18 protein-coding genes are annotated in these 16,126 nt (G+C 47.3%); all 18 read right to left on the bottom strand.

What is annotated here, in order from left to right; genetic code table 11:
* Positions 1-17 precede the first annotated feature (17 nt).
* Positions 18-656: a periplasmic-type flagellar collar protein FlbB gene (locus S1OALGB6SA_RS01615; RefSeq protein ID WP_124032336.1), complete on the bottom strand. Its 639-nt coding sequence runs from the start codon at positions 654-656 to the stop codon at positions 18-20.
* On the bottom strand, positions 653-1,096 hold the full coding sequence (locus S1OALGB6SA_RS01610) for a flagellar FliJ family protein (RefSeq protein ID WP_124032335.1): 444 nt from the start codon (positions 1,094-1,096) through the stop codon (positions 653-655). Before S1OALGB6SA_RS01610 ends, S1OALGB6SA_RS01615 begins: the two co-directional genes overlap by 4 nt.
* Positions 1,093-2,424 carry a FliI/YscN family ATPase gene (locus tag S1OALGB6SA_RS01605; RefSeq protein WP_124032367.1) on the bottom strand — a complete coding sequence of 444 codons (1,332 nt, stop codon included), beginning with the start codon at positions 2,422-2,424 and terminating at the stop codon, positions 1,093-1,095. The genes S1OALGB6SA_RS01610 and S1OALGB6SA_RS01605 overlap by 4 nt, the downstream gene beginning before the upstream one ends.
* A gap of 2 nt (positions 2,425-2,426) precedes the next feature.
* Positions 2,427-3,329, bottom strand: coding sequence for a flagellar assembly protein FliH (gene fliH, locus S1OALGB6SA_RS01600; RefSeq protein WP_124032334.1), 903 nt, complete (start codon positions 3,327-3,329; stop codon positions 2,427-2,429).
* A 9-nt stretch (positions 3,330-3,338) separates the two neighbouring features.
* On the bottom strand, positions 3,339-4,418 hold the full coding sequence (gene fliG / locus S1OALGB6SA_RS01595) for a flagellar motor switch protein FliG (RefSeq protein ID WP_371686024.1): 1,080 nt from the start codon (positions 4,416-4,418) through the stop codon (positions 3,339-3,341).
* A gap of 1 nt (position 4,419) precedes the next feature.
* Positions 4,420-6,132, bottom strand: a complete 1,713-nt coding sequence (gene fliF / locus S1OALGB6SA_RS01590) for a flagellar basal-body MS-ring/collar protein FliF (protein ID WP_124032333.1) — start codon at positions 6,130-6,132, stop codon at positions 4,420-4,422.
* Between the two features lie 52 nt (positions 6,133-6,184).
* Positions 6,185-6,520: a flagellar hook-basal body complex protein FliE gene (fliE, locus tag S1OALGB6SA_RS01585; RefSeq protein ID WP_124032332.1), complete on the bottom strand. Its 336-nt coding sequence runs from the start codon at positions 6,518-6,520 to the stop codon at positions 6,185-6,187.
* 2 nt (positions 6,521-6,522) lie between these two features.
* Positions 6,523-6,981 carry a flagellar basal body rod protein FlgC gene (gene flgC / locus S1OALGB6SA_RS01580; protein ID WP_124032331.1) on the bottom strand — a complete coding sequence of 153 codons (459 nt, stop codon included), beginning with the start codon at positions 6,979-6,981 and terminating at the stop codon, positions 6,523-6,525.
* 6 nt (positions 6,982-6,987) lie between these two features.
* Complete coding sequence (flgB, locus tag S1OALGB6SA_RS01575) at positions 6,988-7,398, bottom strand: flagellar basal body rod protein FlgB (protein ID WP_124032330.1); 411 nt, start codon at positions 7,396-7,398, stop codon at positions 6,988-6,990.
* Between the two features lie 77 nt (positions 7,399-7,475).
* Positions 7,476-8,840: an ATP-dependent protease ATPase subunit HslU gene (gene hslU, locus S1OALGB6SA_RS01570; protein WP_037562834.1), complete on the bottom strand. Its 1,365-nt coding sequence runs from the start codon at positions 8,838-8,840 to the stop codon at positions 7,476-7,478.
* Positions 8,827-9,378: an ATP-dependent protease subunit HslV gene (gene hslV / locus S1OALGB6SA_RS01565; protein ID WP_037562833.1), complete on the bottom strand. Its 552-nt coding sequence runs from the start codon at positions 9,376-9,378 to the stop codon at positions 8,827-8,829. The genes hslU and hslV overlap by 14 nt, the downstream gene beginning before the upstream one ends.
* Positions 9,371-10,270, bottom strand: coding sequence for a tyrosine-type recombinase/integrase (locus S1OALGB6SA_RS01560; protein ID WP_037562832.1), 900 nt, complete (start codon positions 10,268-10,270; stop codon positions 9,371-9,373). Before S1OALGB6SA_RS01560 ends, hslV begins: the two co-directional genes overlap by 8 nt.
* Complete coding sequence (gene dprA / locus S1OALGB6SA_RS01555) at positions 10,242-11,252, bottom strand: DNA-processing protein DprA (protein ID WP_052080116.1); 1,011 nt, start codon at positions 11,250-11,252, stop codon at positions 10,242-10,244. Before dprA ends, S1OALGB6SA_RS01560 begins: the two co-directional genes overlap by 29 nt.
* On the bottom strand, positions 11,242-11,862 hold the full coding sequence (locus tag S1OALGB6SA_RS01550; protein ID WP_037562831.1) for a tetratricopeptide repeat protein: 621 nt from the start codon (positions 11,860-11,862) through the stop codon (positions 11,242-11,244). The genes dprA and S1OALGB6SA_RS01550 overlap by 11 nt, the downstream gene beginning before the upstream one ends.
* A gap of 212 nt (positions 11,863-12,074) precedes the next feature.
* The gene (locus S1OALGB6SA_RS01545; protein ID WP_230204356.1) at positions 12,075-12,983 is read right to left on the bottom strand and encodes a tyrosine recombinase; all 909 of its coding nucleotides are present in this window, start codon (positions 12,981-12,983) and stop codon (positions 12,075-12,077) included.
* Complete coding sequence (gene ftsZ, locus S1OALGB6SA_RS01540; RefSeq protein WP_124032329.1) at positions 12,967-14,175, bottom strand: cell division protein FtsZ; 1,209 nt, start codon at positions 14,173-14,175, stop codon at positions 12,967-12,969. Before ftsZ ends, S1OALGB6SA_RS01545 begins: the two co-directional genes overlap by 17 nt.
* A gap of 33 nt (positions 14,176-14,208) precedes the next feature.
* Positions 14,209-15,450, bottom strand: a complete 1,242-nt coding sequence (gene ftsA / locus S1OALGB6SA_RS01535) for a cell division protein FtsA (RefSeq protein WP_037562830.1) — start codon at positions 15,448-15,450, stop codon at positions 14,209-14,211.
* Positions 15,440-16,126, bottom strand: a 687-nt coding sequence (locus S1OALGB6SA_RS01530) for a cell division protein FtsQ/DivIB (RefSeq protein ID WP_124032327.1), incomplete at its 5' end; no start/stop codon positions are given. The genes ftsA and S1OALGB6SA_RS01530, both read right to left, overlap by 11 nt.

Below are 16,126 nucleotides of genomic sequence, written 5' to 3'. Positions count from 1 at the left end.
GCCATATTCCTTATAAATCAACCATCTAGATTCAGCCCTGGTTTTTCAACCAACAGCCTCTGGATTTCTGCCGCACGAGCCTTATCGGGCATAATAGACAACCAATAAGCAACCAGCGACTCTTCCCCTGTTTCCCGCGAAAGTCTTTCGCTCACTCGAAGCAGATCAACCAAGTCCCTCAAATCATACTCATTCATAATAGACACAGCCTCATTCGGCGGCATTCCCATCATGTACAAGGCTGTTTGCTCTAAGTTCGCTAATTTATTGTCGTATTGACTGAGCGCCTCTATTAGAGATTTTTGCTTCTCTTCCAAAGAAAGCTCTTTTTCTTTGAGTTCACTTTCTTTCTGATCCATTTGAGCCTCTCTCAATCTAAGCTCCTCCGCTGCCGATTCCAGGGCTCTGCGTTCCACTGTTATGGATAAACGTTCTTTAGATAGACGATCGACATCGAGTAGCATGGGCGAGAATGGCTCCTTAACTGTGTTTCGGGATTTAATGCCAAATAAGGATGTAATTGGAGCCAGCTGCTCTTTCGCGTTTATGATCCCCAGGAAATCCAGCCAAATCAGGCCGCCGATGACAAGCGCCAATATCAAAATCAGAAGGAAGACTATCTTCGCAATACCCACACCGCCATAACGTAGATTCATTTGCCCCCCCCTGTCACATCTAAACGCAGTGCAGCTCCCCTGGCAGTCTCGTCCAAATTTCTCAATTCCTCTTTTTTGACTGTTGAAATCCAGTGGTTCTTACGCTTTTCTCTCAGTTTTTCCAAAGCAGCACTCTTCGAGCGAGCCTCTAAAAAAGCATGTCTAACCTCTTCAACTTTTTTTTCCGTCTCTATTAACTGTGTCTTCAAAACCTTGCGTTCATTCAAAGTCTTTCGCAATAAGTGTTCTCGCACTCGAAGTTCATCAAGATTCGCTCTAGAAGCAAAAAGAGCCTTGGCTTCGGCTCTCCTGGTATTCTCTATTTGGTTCTTCATCATTGCCAGCTTACCAAGCTCAGATGCCAGCAAGGACTCACATTCCCGTGTTCGTTCCTTTCTCAAAGAAAGCAATGCTGCAAGTGAAAATCGAAACTTTCTCATTGTCTCCCGTCTTGTACATCCGAAACCGCACCCGCAATCTTTGTTCCCCTAGATAAGATACTCTGAGCCTCTTCGTGCTCCGTGATGCCTTGTATGAGGAAGTTATCAAGTTCCTCTCGCTTATCTATTGCCTCATCCACATCTGGATTAGTGCCTTTGGCATACGCTCCTACATCGATTAGATCTTCTTTGTCACGATATGCCGCAACCAGTTTGCGAATCTTCGCCGCCGTCTTTGCCGCTTCTATTCCCATGATTCTCGGTGCCACCCTGCTAACCGAAGCCAGGATGTCGATCGCCGGATAATGATTCTGCTCGGCCAGACGTCGATCGAGTACTATATGTCCATCAAGATAACCCCTAACAGCATCCGACACTGGTTCGTCCAAATCGTCGCCCTCTACCAAAACGGTATATAGTCCTGTTATCGTTCCCTTACTGGCAATCCCGGCGCGTTCAAGCAATCTCGGAAGCAGGGAAAAAACGGACGGAGTGTAGCTTCTAGTTGTGGGTGGCTCTCCAATTGCGAGACCAATCTCGCGCTGACTCATTGCAAAACGAGTCACGGAATCAAATAAGAGCATTACATCGTTTCCCTGATCTCTAAAAAACTCCGCTATGGTTGTAGCGGTAAATGCACCCCTAACCCGCGCCAAGGCCGGTGTATCTGAAGTCGAAACAACCAGCACTGAATGCTTAAGCCCTTCCTCGCCAAGTTCGGATTCGATAAACTCTCGAACCTCGCGTCCACGCTCTCCAATCAGAGCGATTACATTCACATCTGCCGATGTGTTTCTCGCCACCATACCCAGCAACGTAGATTTCCCTATCCCCGATCCGGCAAAGATACCCATTCGCTGCCCTCTGCCAATGGGAGTTATCGCATCAATCGCTCGTATCCCGGTGTCAATACTCTTTGAAATTGGAGCCCTATCCATAGGCGGGGGAGGAGATGCAAACATTGGATAACGCGTTTGCAGTGAAATTGGTCCCTTGCCGTCAATCGGCATTCCTAGTGCATTCAACACTCGTCCGAGCATTCCAATACCAACAGAAACATCCGGAGGGCTTCCTGATGCGATTACCAAATCTCCCGTTTCCAGCCCATGCAGGGGTTCATAGCTCATTAGTTGAACCATCTCATCCCTAACAGACACAACTTCCGCCAGTAGAGATTTACCCTCTCGGGGCATTATATGGCAAATTTCGCCGACAGCTGCCTTGGGGCCTATACTTTCAAGTAAAATACCCTGGACCCTCTTCAACCTGCCTGAGTATTTAATGGGATCGGTTTGACCTACCGCATCCATGTATTTTTTCAACAGCATAATCACAGGGCCCTTGTATCTCGAATTGGAACCAATTCAAGGATTTTCTCTTCAATCTCCCTTAATTGACTGAATATTCGGGCATCAATCTGACCAAAGTCCGTTTCAATAATTGCGCCTCCTTTGTCAACCGATGAGTCTTCCAAAACAGTAACCGATTTAACGTTCTCAGCCATCTTCATGAAATCTCTCACATGTTCGGTGGCAAGATCCAAATCAGCCAAATTTACCCTGATAGCAATATCTCCTCTGCTCTTGAGCTTGGTGAGAGCCTGAATGACATTGTTAATCACCACATTGCTTTGATTTTCACTGATAGCTTTGACAACCTTGCGGGTAATCAACAAAACCAAATCAATAAGCTGGGTTTCTGTTTGCTCTATTATTTCCTGTCTCTTCCCGATAGCCGCGTCCAAAATTTTGTGCAGGCGTTCGATCAGGCGACTGACTTCTGCGCGTCCATCTTTCCATCCATCCTCATGACCTTCCTTGAAACCCAAATTGCGTGCCTCATCGAAAACTTTGTTTTCCTCTTCTGTAGCCTGATTACGAATTCTCTCTGCCTCCGCCAGGGCATTATTCTTGATTTGCTTCGCCTCATCCTCTGCAATCTGCTTGTCCTCAATGGCCGAGTCAATTTTAGATTTCACCTCCTCGGAAGCTTTTTTCCTTGCTTCTTCTCTTATAGCTTCAGCCTCATCATGCGCCTCCTGGATCAATTTCGATTTCTCCACCTCCCAGGAGATTCGAAAGTCTTGAGCTTCTTTGCGCAAATCTTCGGTGCTTGGGCCCTCATACACATCCAATTCCTCAACCTCATCCGCAACAAACACCGGAGCGGCCACTTTTACTTTCTGAGCAGTCAAATCTACTATCTCAACTGGTTGAAAAACGTTTTTTGCCATAAGCGTTTCCTAGATCAGAATGTCCTCTTCACCCGCGCGAGCAATCACTATGTCCCCCTGCTCTTCAAGTTTGCGGATAATCGACACAATTTTTTGTTGTGATTCCTCGACGTCCTTGCGCCTGGTAGGTCCCATATAGTCCATATCCTCTTTCAACAAGGCTGCCGCTCGCTTTGAAACATTGCGGAAAATCTTATCTTGCACCTCGGAATCGACAGACTTAAGCGCCTTTGCCAGCTCGTTTGCATCAACCTCTCTTACCACGCGTTGAATCGCTCTATCATCGAGCATGACAATATCTTCAAACACGAACATCCTCTTTTTTATTTCCTCCGCAAGTTCCGGATCTTCTTCCTCCAAAGTTTCGATAATGGCTTTTTCAGTCGATCTGTCCACAAGGTTCAGAATATCGACGATGCTTCCCACACCTCCTGCTGTCGTATAATCCTCTTGGGACACCGAAGAAAGCTTCTTATCAAGTACTCTCTCCACCTCCCTAAGTATTTCCGGACTGGTTCGGTCCATAGTCGCAATCCTCTTGGCGACATCCGACTGCTTCTCCTGCGGAAGTTGAGCCAGAATCACAGAGGCTCTCGCTGGTTCCAGATACGCCAGGATTAGGGCAATGGTTTGGGGATGCTCCTGCTGGATTAAATTGAGTAGGTTCGTTGGATCGGTTCGTCTTATGAAATCAAAAGGCCGGGTTTTCAATGCATTCGTCAGGCGGTTGATGATATCCATCGCTTTCTTATGCCCCAATGATTTCTCCAGGAGTTCCTGCGCATAATCGATTCCGCCCGTTGTAATAAAATCCTGGGCCATCATCAATTCTTGAAATTCCTGTAGCACCATATCTCGCTCGGAGGCCTCAATTTTTTCCAGACGGGCGATTTCCCAGGTGATGGTTTCTATTTCATCTTCCCCCAGATGTTTGAATATCTCAGCGGATATATCGGAACCCAGGGTAACCAGGAAAATCGCAGCCTTCTGTTTGCCGCTTAGCTCCTCTTTGTACCGCACATCCTTGGAATCCTTGGAACTGTGACTCCCGGCCGTGTCACCTCTGGGAGTCGGACTCATTTTTGCCATACTATTCCTCCGTCAACCAGGTTCGAATCAACTGCGCTACGTCCTCCGGATGCTCTCTCGCCACAATCTTGGCGTTCTCCTGCATCTCAATTCTCGATCTCTCCTGAATAGACATTTCGACATCAATCCCATCCTCTTCAGCATCCCTCAGAGCCGCTTCACGCATCTCCTGATGCTCTCGTGCAAGCTCCTCTTCCCGTTCTCTGCGTCGTCTCGTTACGTAATAACCAACAATTCTTGCGATGATGAAGATTGCAACAAACGCACCCAAAACAATGGCGCCCCATATTACATATTGTTGAATTGCTTGTTTCCTCAGCCATGCCTCATCATCTAACCTAAACTGTTCACTTCGATCGAACGGGATGTTTTCAACCGTAACAACATCCCCTCGCAACCTGGAGTACCCCACCGCCCCCTCAACCACCTGCTGGGCCTGGGACAATACCTCCGCTGAAACTGGCTTATAAACACGCTCTCGCAGACCTCCCGGATTCACGATAGGTTCACCCATAGCATCAAATTTAATCTCCCACGTTCCATCGATAACCATGCCCAGGCTGATACGCTTAACCTCATAGGGGGATCGTTCTTCGGTGATATTCCGTACATTTATCTCATAATTCTCAATCGATCGATCAGAATCATAGCGCCCCACAAGATTGGTTAAATCCTGATACGCCGGTGGCGTTTGTCCCTCTTGTCCAGGCGGACCCTCGGGATTGAATCCGGTGCCTTCAAAGCTTTCTTTATTATTCTCCCGACTGCGCACAATCGATGGTACGACCTCCCTCTCGCTGTAGGGAGTGCTGGGGTTGTCTTCGGTTATTACAACCGGGAAGTGTTCCTGAGTTGAAATCTCTTTTTTCACAAAATCCAAATCGATATCAAAATTCACAATATCCACCCTGGACGGAGTAAAAACATTGTAGAGAGATTCTAGAATTGCCGCTGTGTACTGAGCCTCAAGTATCTTCTTCTGCCGGAGCATTCGGCTCGTGAGAGTCAGCCTGTCAACATCCTCCAAACCTTCAAAATCATTTAAAACATCTCCATTGATATTCATAATAGTGATGTTCTCCGCAGATAAGCCCTCAACAGCAAACTGAATCAGCTTGACAATGCCTTCAATTTTGCTTCGATTCTCACTGATATCACTCCCCGGCTTCTGCTGAATCACAACCGACGCGGTAACAGATTTTTGATCCTCAACAAAGAGCTGTTCTTTGGGAATCACCAGAGAAATCTTAGCTGAATCCACATCATCTAGGGAGCTAATGTGCTGCTCCAGATTGATTTTTAAGGCACGCTGCAGATTGATATCCCTGTCAAAATCGGTAAGCGTCCAGCGTTCCATATTTGTGAAAAAATTCCACGGATCCAACTGACCAGGCAACAAATCCTCTCTAACCAGAAGAGATCTCGCCTGCTTCGCCGTTTCTTCATCTGCCGTATAAAACCTGCCATCAGCTCCACGGCTATGCGCGATATTTTCGATGTCTAAGGCTGCTGAAATTCTATCCGCCAGCGACTCGTCAGTAATCGCCGCATTGAAGATAATCACCTGAGTCGGTTTTGCGGAGAATGCAACCAAAATCACAAAAGAAGCAATTACCGTTGCAATAATGCCTGTCAGTATTAGCTTCTTCACTGTTGACCACTGGTTCCAGAAGGTTCTCACACTTCTGCCAATGCTCTTGAGCCATTCCCACATTCGTTTACCCCCCCAATTCGTTTAGAACAACCAAGTGGTCGTCAAGAATCTGCTATCTCATCGTCGTGATATCGTTGTATGCCTTCACAGCGCGGTCCACAATGGTCTTAGTTAAATTCAAACTCATGTTGGCCTGAGCCATCGCGATAGTTACATCGTGAGGTTCAACCTCATCAGGATTTGTTATCATCCTTCTGAAAAGCTCTTCCGCTTCATGCTGTCTGTCGGAAACCCGTCCTATATTGGCTGCCAACAAGTTTACGAAACGTTCACGATCCGTTTCCATCGCAAGTACCTTTTTTTGCCCCTCCGAATCCAGATGATTTGCGTGGGTTCGGGTAAGATTAATCACATTGCCCATCGCATTGTTCGAGTCAATCAAATCCATAACTACCTCCCAATTTCCAAGGCTCTTCGGAACATACTCTTCGAACCATCCATAATCGCAACATTTGCCTCATAAGCCCTGGAAGCGGAAATCATATCCACCATCTCACTAACCACGTTGACATTGGGGAGTTCCACATAGCCGGTTTTTGGTCCAGTTTTAATCGCATCCGGATGTGTGGGATCCCATTTAAGCAATAAATCACTATCCATATCCTTCTCAATCGACGCGATCCGCACGCCAAGTCCAATCTTGTCTTTCAGCCTTTCCGGCAAGAAGGGGCTCCTCCAATATGGTTGCCTTGTTCTCGGTCGAAACACCACTCGACTACGCCGATAAGGACCGCCTTCAGCAGTGCGAGTCGTATTCACATTGGCAATGTTGTCCGCAATTACATCAAGCCTGAGTCGCTCCGCTGTCAGCCCGGATGCGGCTGTATTGATTGTTGTGAATAAGCCCATATCTTCCTACCTAAGGACAATATCGATTTGATCGAATTGAAAGCCAACCGCGTTGCTCATTAACTCGTAGAGCATCTGATTCTCGGTGGCCTGCATCAGTTCCCGTTCGATATCTACGTTGTTACCATTGTTCTTCGCCGCCGTAAGATAATCCAACACTAGTTTTGGACGAACATCTCGATAATCAATGGTTTCACTAAAAGGAATGTGTCGCTCATGTGTAAGTACTCCGATCGGAGTATCAAGCTTTTCCGAGGCCAGTGCTCGACTCAATTCCGCTTCGAAATTCACATAAGAACGCTTGAAATCGGGAGTTTCGGCGTTTGCGATGTTGTTTGCTATAACCTGTCTGCGCAAGCTGGCAGTAGCCATATTTCGTTGGAGAATATCAATTGTCTTAGCGAAGCTGGTATTCATTCACCCTACTTTTACCGATCTATATGTCGCTACAAACATTCTCGGCATATTTTTCACCTCCTCTTAATCCCGCGAAGCTACAATATGTAGCGTGAAAGGTCCCTGTCGTCGACAATGTCATTTAGCCGCTCATTCACATAGTTAGTTGTTACGCGTATTGTCTGACCGCCCAATTTAGGTGCATTAAAAGACACATCTTCAAGTAGGAGTTCGAGCACCGTATGAAGGCGTCTGGCGCCAATGTTCTCGGTACGCCCATTAACTTCCGCAGCGATATCAGAGAGTCGTTCAATCGCGTCGTCTTCAAAAATCAACTCCACTTCTTCGGTGGCAAGTAACTCGATGTACTGTTTTGTAAGAGCATTTTTGGGTGAGGTGAGTATGGTTCTGAAATCCTCGGCGCTTAGAGATTCAAGTTCAACCCTGAGCGGGAATCTGCCTTGAAGTTCAGGGATTAAATCCGAAGGCTTCGAGAGATTGAAAGCTCCGGCCGCAATAAACAGTACGTGGGAAGTATCAATAATGCCGTACTTGGTATTAACGGTAGATCCTTCCACAATGGGCAAAATATCACGTTGAACGCCTTCGCGTGAAACGTCCGGACCACTGGAAGAATGGCCGCCCCCAGTGGCAATCTTATCAATTTCGTCAATGAATATTATTCCATTATTCTGAACTTTCCCTCTTGCTAAATCGATTGCGCTTTCAGTATCGATGAGCTTCTCCTGCTGTTCCGCTTCCAGCAACTCTCGCGCACGAGCCACTTTCACCTTCCGGGATTTTCTCGGCCCCTGGAAAATTGAACCAAGACTGCTGAAGTCAAAACCCACCTGCTCAATGCCAGCGCCCGATATCACCTCGATGTGGGGTGGGCGTGAACCATGTGTAGTGATTTCAATCATGCGTTCATCCAATTCACCAGCTTTCAGCTTCCTCCTCAGAGTTTCACGGGCATGCCCGCCACGATTCGGTTCTATCAAAGTTTTCTTATTCGCCCCTTCAGCTGGTGGCATCGAAGAACCAGGAACGAGGGCATCGAGAAGTGCCTCTTCAGCGGCTGCCTTCGCAGCTTGCTCGACATCAAACCTCATTTTGTCCTTTACCATAGCTACACCCTTTGCCATTAAATCCCGAATCATGGATTCAACATCCCTTCCAACATATCCCACCTCAGTGAATTTAGTAGCTTCAACTTTTATGAAAGGTGCATCAGCAAGCCTAGCCAGACGTCTGGCTATCTCCGTTTTGCCCACGCCAGTGGGTCCGATCATCAAAATATTCTTTGGCGCAACCTCATCACGTATGTCTTCTGCAAGTCGTGCACGGCGCTGACGATTGCGCAGGGCAATAGCCACAGCTTTCTTCGCCGCTTTCTGTCCAATAATGTAAGCATCGAGTGCGTCAACTATTTCCTGTGGGGTTAATCCATCAAGATTGCTCATCACCTAAAATCTCCAATGACAAATTGTTATTAGTAAAAACACAAATATCGGCAGCAATTTGAATCGATCTTTCGGCAATCGTCTTTGCATCCAAATTGGACCCGTCAAGATATGCCTTCGCAGCCGCAAAGGCATAGTTTCCTCCGCTACCTATCGCTACTGCACCCTCATCGGGTTCAATCACATCGCCATTCCCGCTAATCAGAAGGGTTCTGCTGTTATCTGCCACTAAGAGCATTGCCTCAAGTCGTCGAAGTACTCTATCTGACCGCCATTCCTTGGCTAATTCAACGGCAGATCGAGTTACATCACCCGCAAATTTTTTCAGTTTCCCCTCAAAACGTTCTTCGAGCGTAAAGGCATCAGCGGCGGAGCCTGCAAATCCAACTAGCACCTTGCCGTTATACAGGCAGCGAACCTTCTTCGCATAGCTTTTCACAATCACCGACTCTCCCAGCGTCACCTGCCCATCTCCTGCCATGGCAACCTGTCCGTTTCTTCGAATGGCAACTATTGTTGTTCCCCTTATATCAGGCATCTGTTCCTCCGGTTTTATCCCTTGCGTGTGGATGAGATAGACGATAAACCTGTTTAATCCGCTCTATTCCTGTATGCGTATATATTTGAGTGGTAGACAAACTGGCATGTCCTAACAATTCCTGAACCGTACGAATATCAGCTCCTTCATCCACTATATGAGTCGCAAAACTATGTCGGAACGTATGAGGGGTAACTTTTTTGGTTATATTCGCAAGCTCGGCATAGCGTTGCACAAGATAGTATACGCCTCTGCTTGTAATCCTTTCCCCCCTCAGATTGAGTAGCAACGCATGTTGACTATCAGGGTCATCAGCGGCATGCGCTAATCTATGGGGGAGATATCCCGCCAAGGCAGTCGCGGCTTTTGCACCAACGAAAACCATTCTTTCTTTCCTTCCTTTTCCGCCCACTATAATCTGCCTGTTAGATACATCGCTAACATTGAGAGAACAGATTTCTCCAACCCTGCAACCAGTGGAATAGAGCAGCTCAAAAAGCGCCCTGTCTCTGAGCCCAACAAATCCATCACCAGTCAAATCGAGAAAATTTTCAATTTCCTGATAGGTAAGATAGCCGGGGAGTTTACGCCCTTTTCCAATAGTTTTGGAATCCGTAAATGGATTTACCGTCCATCGGTATTTTCGCCGGCACCACCCATAATAACTTTTGAGAGCTGATATCCTTCTGTTAACAGTTGCAACTGCCATACGACTCATGCGGGACATGAATATCCGGGCCTCTGTCGAACTCACATCTTCTTCAGAAAGATTGAATTCGGAAAGGAAGTCTTGCCAAGCTGCCAAATCTGTCCTGTACGAACGAATGGTAGCTTCCGAAAGGTGGAGAACATTTTGCAAGTGTTCAAGCCAATCGTGTGTCCGAGTATTCAAACCAACCTCCCATGTGCCGAAAAATGCGTCCGTCTAGCTCCAACCGCATCATGCGTGATAATTCAACTGGCCCCCGAGGACCTTCAATCATTTCTATTACTTCCCCGTTTGAAGTTCGCCCCCAATCATTTAATACATCAGACGAATGATTGACTATTGGCGCACCTTGCAGCTCAAGGTTTTTCGTACCCTCGGAAATACTTCCCTCAAGTCCGGCCGAGCTGACATAAAGATCCCTACTCTGGTCTAGAGCAAAATTGGCTGTTATCAGGGCGCCTGATTTTTTCGGAGCTTGTACAACAATGCAGCCCCTGGCCAAACCGCTCAGTATTCGATTGCGCCGATGAAACGCATATTTGGCAGGATAGTTACCCGGTGTGATCTCACCCAAAAGGGCTCCACCTCTATCCAGAATCGCTTTGGCGAGTTTCCGATTTGACATCGGGCTCGGCCTGTCCAGTCCACAGGCCAATACTGCCCATGTGATTCCCCGACCCGCCAGTGTTCCCTCATGCACAGATTTATCGATGCCAATGGCCAGACCCGACACCACAGGATATGATGCAAGAGCAAATTCCAACCCAAACTGATACGCTTGCCGTTGTGCGGTAGGAGATGGCCGCCTTGTGCCAACTATTGCGACTGCGGGATTGTAATCGAAATTTGGAGTCCCTCGATGAAATAAGAGCAATGGCGGGTCGACTATTAATGCAAGGGCCACTGGATAATTTGCTTCGCCAAGTATTCGATAAGCGATTTGATAGCGTCTTAACCGCGCATACACTATTTCCGCACTTTTCAACAGAGTTTGGGCAGGTGGGATGGGGCTAATTGCTCTGGAAGATCGGAGATACTTGTATTCTTGCGTGGCCAAATTCAAATCGGCTTCATCTCTGCACACCTTCCATACACGACGCTTCAACCAGCCATTGGTGCCAGGCAACTGATTAATCGCCAGAAGCAGAAGGGGATTAAAGCTCATAGTCACCCCTCTCAACTAGGCGATAAAGCTCGTCTGCCTTGTTGATATCGTCCTCATTCTTGGCGATTTCCCTTATTTCCCCGTAAAGACTTAAGGCCTCTTTATCGTCGCCAAACTCGATATGAACCTGTGCAAGTAAAAAACGAGCATTGATATCACTGCGTTCTATCTCGAGGTAGTTCTCCAACAGATTCCGCGCTTCCAACATATTATCGAATTCGAATACCAGCAAGACGGCAAGAGCGTACATTGCAGGGGTAAATCTGGGATCAATCGATATTGCCCGTCTATAGCCTTGTTCCGCTCTTAAAAGGTAGGCCATTCTCTGTTCCTGAGTATCTGCTGACAGGGATAATTGACCTAAGCTCAACGCGCGATTATACAATGGAAAGGCATGCTCCGGATAAATTTTTACTACTTCATCGAAGGCCGCCGCGGCTTCGCCCCACATCCCATAATCCATGTATTTCAATCCCAGAAGTCGCCAGTAAGTACCTTTTTCGCGGACGGATTCGATTGTCTTTTCGACTTGACTTTCAGCCCTTCTTATATCCGATTTCAGTTCCGAAATTCGTTCCCTGTTTCCGGCCTGACCCTCTTCAGCACCCATCCGGTTTGCCAACTCATTCCTGGTCTGAATCAACTTGCACGATGCAAGCAACAGCGAGAATAAGCATAGAACAGGAGCAACTCTTTGCATTCCAGAACCAAACCGCCGCTGCATGCACAGAAAATTTCCCCCAACTATGGCGAAAATGCTTGAAATGAAACTGCCAGGGGGCCGTGATGGAATTGAAGGCTGGGTTGAATTGTTCATCGCTCTTAACCTCTTGGATGAAATTCTTTGTGCGCATGGCTAAGATCATCCCTGTTTAGATGAGTGTAAATCTGAGTAGTGCTGATATCGGCATGACCGAGCAGCTCTTGCACACTCCTCAAATCCGCACCTCCACGAAGCAAGTGAGTAGCAAAGGAATGCCGGAGGGTATGGATTTTCCCGCTCACCTGAGCGCGTTGCGCTATACTTTTGAAACGTTTCCACATTCCTTTACGACTAAGTCCTCTCCCTCTATTGTTCAAAAAAACTTTATTCAGTTTCGATGAGGCCTTTAAAAGAAGAGGTCTAGCCTCACTGAGATAACGCTGCAGCCAACGAAGCGCTTCATCACCAAGGGGTATTAAACGTTCCTTATCACCCTTCCCACGAGCGCGAATGAGTCCTTCTTTCAAATGCAGCTGGGATAACTCCAATTCGACTGCTTCACTTACCCTCAGGCCGCAGGAATAAATGAGTTCAAAAAGAGTTCTATCCCGAGTACCAAGAGGTGTGTCAATTTCGATATTGTCGAGAATCTTTTCAATCTCGCTTAGTTCAAAAACCCTCGGCAGTTTTCTTCCCACCTTCGGGCGTTCCGCATTTAAAGAGGGATCGTCTGAGCGCACTCCAACGTTTTTCAAGAAGCAAAAAAGGGAGCGAAGGGAGCTGAAAACACGTGATATCGTCCGCGCGGTAAGCGATTTTGAGGAACTCCTCCCGGCTACGTAGGATTCGATATCTGTCGCACCGAGGCGGCGCGGATCCAAAACAGTCAGCTCAAGCCAGCGTCCGAATCTCCTCGCTTCTGCAACATAGGTGGCATTTGTTGACTCTGCAACCCTAAGATTGTGCCTGAGATATGCCTCATACTCTGCCATCAGTTTGTCCCAGTCTAATTTAACGCCCGCCGCCAAAACGTTTCTCCCTCAGAACGGTTGGAATTAGAAGATCTGCCTCATCCAGTAGACCATCTAGGGTATTTGAATGGGCCGCGGGAGAAGTCTCCGTTCTGTACTGTTCCACGGAGGGCGGCGCCGAAGCGGCAAGTCCACGACCCTCAGTCAAGCCCTTCCAAACACTGTATGATAAGACATCGCTTTTCGCATCCAACGACAGTGGTGATTTCTTAGAGGTTTGATCGATGGAACCACCAAATCCTGTTGCAATCACCGTAACTCTGACATGATCGCCCAGCTTCTCATCCGAATCCTGCCCGGCAATCACAGTTGCGTTGGAATCGACACGGGACGAAATGATATCCATGATTTCATTGTATTCAAACAAGGAAAAATCGGGGCCGCCGGTAACATTGACCAGCAATCCGTTGGCCCCTTCGATGTTTACATCTTCCAGTAGCGGGTTCTCAATGGCCATAGTTGCCGCATCAACTGCCCGATTGTCGCCCCAGCCCTCTCCTATCCCCATTAGTGAATCTCCTTGTCCCTCCATCACAGTCCTAACATCTGCAAAATCGATATTTATTTCCCCTGGCTTGGTTATTAAATCTGAAATGCCCTGAACTCCCATGCGTAGAACGTCATCCGCCTTCAGAAAGGCATCACGTATTGGCGTTCGTTTGTCGACAAGCTTCAGTAGGTTTTCGTTCGGTATAGTGATGAGAGTATCAACGTGTTTACGCAATTTCTCAATTCCGGCCTCAGCTAGTTCCATCTTGCGTTGCTTCTCAAATCTGAAAGGTCGAGTAACTACCGCTACGGTCAGGCATCCAAGTTCCTTTGCAATCCTGGCGATAACCGGTGCGGATCCGGTGCCAGTCCCACCACCCATACCCGCAGTTATGAACACCATATCAGCACCTTTCAAGACGCTCTGTATCATCTCCTTATCTTCCTCCGCCGCCTGCTCACCAATCTCAGGCTTGCCGCCAGCGCCAAGCCCGCAGGTAATCTGGCGTCCAAACGGCACTTTGATCGCAGCCAACGAAGTTTCCAGAGCTTGTAGATCGGTGTTCGCGGCAACAAAGTCCACTCCCTGAACTCCTACCTGTATCATGCGAGCAACGGCATTGCTACCACCACCGCCGCAACCAATAACCTTGATTACGGTTTTTCCCGCAACCCGTTCATCCATGATTTCCAAATCCATTTTTACCTCCCAGAGCTTTGTTTAATAACCTTTCTAAAAAAATTCACCCAGCCACTTGAGCAATCCCCTCAGCGGATTAGCGATTTCTGTTTCTTGGGCTTCTCTTACTTTGTCCATATTCTTATCAGCAATTGCATCTCCAAGCAAAATCAATCCGGCCGCTTTGCTCCATTTAGTATTGCGACAGGGATTAGGCCACGAGATGGAAGACCTCGGATTTGCAACCCTCGCAGGTTGTCCGAATACACTTTCCGCCAGATCTGTAATTCCAGGCAGTAAGGCTCCACCGCCGGCAAGTACTATGCCTGTATTGATATCTATCATGTTGGTCGATTTCTCTATTCCACGTTTTATCATCATCAAAATCTCAGTTACTCGCGGTTTGAGGATGCGGCAAATTTCACTTGCCGAAACGCTAATCGCCTTCCGACCCCCAATGCCTGGAACAATCGCGTTTTCCTCTTCCCTGATCAAAGTTTCCCAGCAGCATCCTAATTCACACTTAATTCGTTCTGCCCATTCCATTGGTATCTTAAGAACAACTGAAAGATCGGAGGTGGCCTGCGTTCCACCAAATGGAACAGATCCTGTAACTCTGGGAGCTCCCCCACAAACAGAAATAAAATCCGTAGATGAAGTTCCAATATCCATTAGGAGCACACCCATTTCCTTTTCCTCATCACTTAGCGAAGCGCGGGCGGTGGCCAGGGTTCCTAGAACTATTTCTTGAGCTTTGTAGTCTGAACGTTCCATCGCTTTTTCGATGTTCTTCATCACTGAAACAGAAGCTGTGACAATGTGAACTTCAGCCTCAAGCCTTATTCCAATCATATCAATCGGATTTCGCACTCCCCGTTGATCGTCAATGATATATTCCTGCGGCAGAATATGTAGGATATCGCGGTCCATTGGTATTACCACCGCTCGCGCCGCCTCAAGTACACGCTCAACATCTGCTACACTTATCTCACGATTCTTACCAGAAACGGCGACAACGCCTCGGGAATTTAGACTGCTAATCGAAGATCCACCCAGGGCAACTAAAAGTTCGGTTACCGTTCTGCCTGCCTCCTGCTCTGCTGCTTCAATCGCTGTCGAAATTGCTTCCCTGGCAGCTTCTATGTTCACCACAACTCCCCTGTGAGTTCCTTGCGAGCGACTTTGACCCCACCCGGAGACTAAAAGCTTGCCGTCAGAACCGTATTCAGCAACTAGCACCCGGATGCTGTTAGTACCAATATCCAAACCGGCAATTACCACCTCACTATCCACCATGCTCTCCTGAGGGATGATATACGACATGCTTACCACGGGTATCTACAGCTTCAATAGGTTCGGAACTTGTCAGTTCAAGAACTTCAATCACGATAAGCGCCCGGCGTACCGACTGGGGGCTCAAATTTATGTCGAGGAGCGCGGGTATTGGTATGTGATTCATATACATTTTTAAATCATAGCCTTCTTCGCCATGCGGTATGAATTCAATTTCTGATATCAGAGCAAAAAGTTTAGGTTCATCAGATTTCAATTTCGAAAGGTTTGATAAAACTTGTCGCACCGACTCTGGAAGTTGAGAGCCGAGTGTGGGTTGAGCAGTTCCTGAGAGTACAGGAAGATCGATATCATTGATTTTTCTGTTCGCCTGGATTACATATCCTTCTTCATCAAATACAGCTATAAGTGAAACTGAACTGTCGCCGAAAAAAGCTACGGCGAGAGGTTGACGGCGGAAAATATAAACACGGAGTCCATCTGGAAACACCCGGGAAACTCGAGCCTCACGAACAATTGGATAGGATTCAAGCTGCCTTTGAACACGTTTTTCATCTAACGAGGCCCAGGTCTTACCGTCTAAATCCAGCATTTCAAGTAATTGTTCATCAGAGACTTCGATATCACTTTCCAGGAAAATTTTTTTAATCATCAGGCGTGGCGAAAAAACAAAAAGCCA

The sequence above is a fragment of the Olavius algarvensis spirochete endosymbiont genome (genome assembly GCA_900608495.1).
Classification (GTDB): Bacteria; Spirochaetota; Spirochaetia; order DSM-2461; family DSM-2461; genus UBA2779.
This window is presented reverse-complemented; position numbering and strand designations above follow the sequence as displayed.

What these genes read in the sequence shown, in the direction of transcription:
- S1OALGB6SA_RS01615 (WP_124032336.1), bottom strand. Translation starts at nt 656, where the DNA reads ATGAATCTACGTTATGGCGGTGTGGGTATTGCGAAGATAGTCTTCCTT.
- S1OALGB6SA_RS01610 (WP_124032335.1), bottom strand. Translation starts at nt 1,096, where the DNA reads ATGAGAAAGTTTCGATTTTCACTTGCAGCATTGCTTTCTTTGAGAAAG.
- S1OALGB6SA_RS01605 (WP_124032367.1), bottom strand. Translation starts at nt 2,424, where the DNA reads ATGCTGTTGAAAAAATACATGGATGCGGTAGGTCAAACCGATCCCATT.
- fliH (WP_124032334.1), bottom strand. Translation starts at nt 3,329, where the DNA reads ATGGCAAAAAACGTTTTTCAACCAGTTGAGATAGTAGATTTGACTGCT.
- fliG (WP_371686024.1), bottom strand. Translation starts at nt 4,418, where the DNA reads ATGGCAAAAATGAGTCCGACTCCCAGAGGTGACACGGCCGGGAGTCAC.
- fliF (WP_124032333.1), bottom strand. Translation starts at nt 6,132, where the DNA reads ATGTGGGAATGGCTCAAGAGCATTGGCAGAAGTGTGAGAACCTTCTGG.
- fliE (WP_124032332.1), bottom strand. Translation starts at nt 6,520, where the DNA reads ATGGATTTGATTGACTCGAACAATGCGATGGGCAATGTGATTAATCTT.
- flgC (WP_124032331.1), bottom strand. Translation starts at nt 6,981, where the DNA reads ATGGGCTTATTCACAACAATCAATACAGCCGCATCCGGGCTGACAGCG.
- flgB (WP_124032330.1), bottom strand. Translation starts at nt 7,398, where the DNA reads ATGAATACCAGCTTCGCTAAGACAATTGATATTCTCCAACGAAATATG.
- hslU (WP_037562834.1), bottom strand. Translation starts at nt 8,840, where the DNA reads ATGAGCAATCTTGATGGATTAACCCCACAGGAAATAGTTGACGCACTC.
- hslV (WP_037562833.1), bottom strand. Translation starts at nt 9,378, where the DNA reads ATGCCTGATATAAGGGGAACAACAATAGTTGCCATTCGAAGAAACGGA.
- dprA (WP_052080116.1), bottom strand. Translation starts at nt 11,252, where the DNA reads ATGAGCTTTAATCCCCTTCTGCTTCTGGCGATTAATCAGTTGCCTGGC.
- S1OALGB6SA_RS01550 (WP_037562831.1), bottom strand. Translation starts at nt 11,862, where the DNA reads ATGGGTGCTGAAGAGGGTCAGGCCGGAAACAGGGAACGAATTTCGGAA.
- ftsZ (WP_124032329.1), bottom strand. Translation starts at nt 14,175, where the DNA reads ATGGATTTGGAAATCATGGATGAACGGGTTGCGGGAAAAACCGTAATC.
- ftsA (WP_037562830.1), bottom strand. Translation starts at nt 15,450, where the DNA reads ATGGTGGATAGTGAGGTGGTAATTGCCGGTTTGGATATTGGTACTAAC.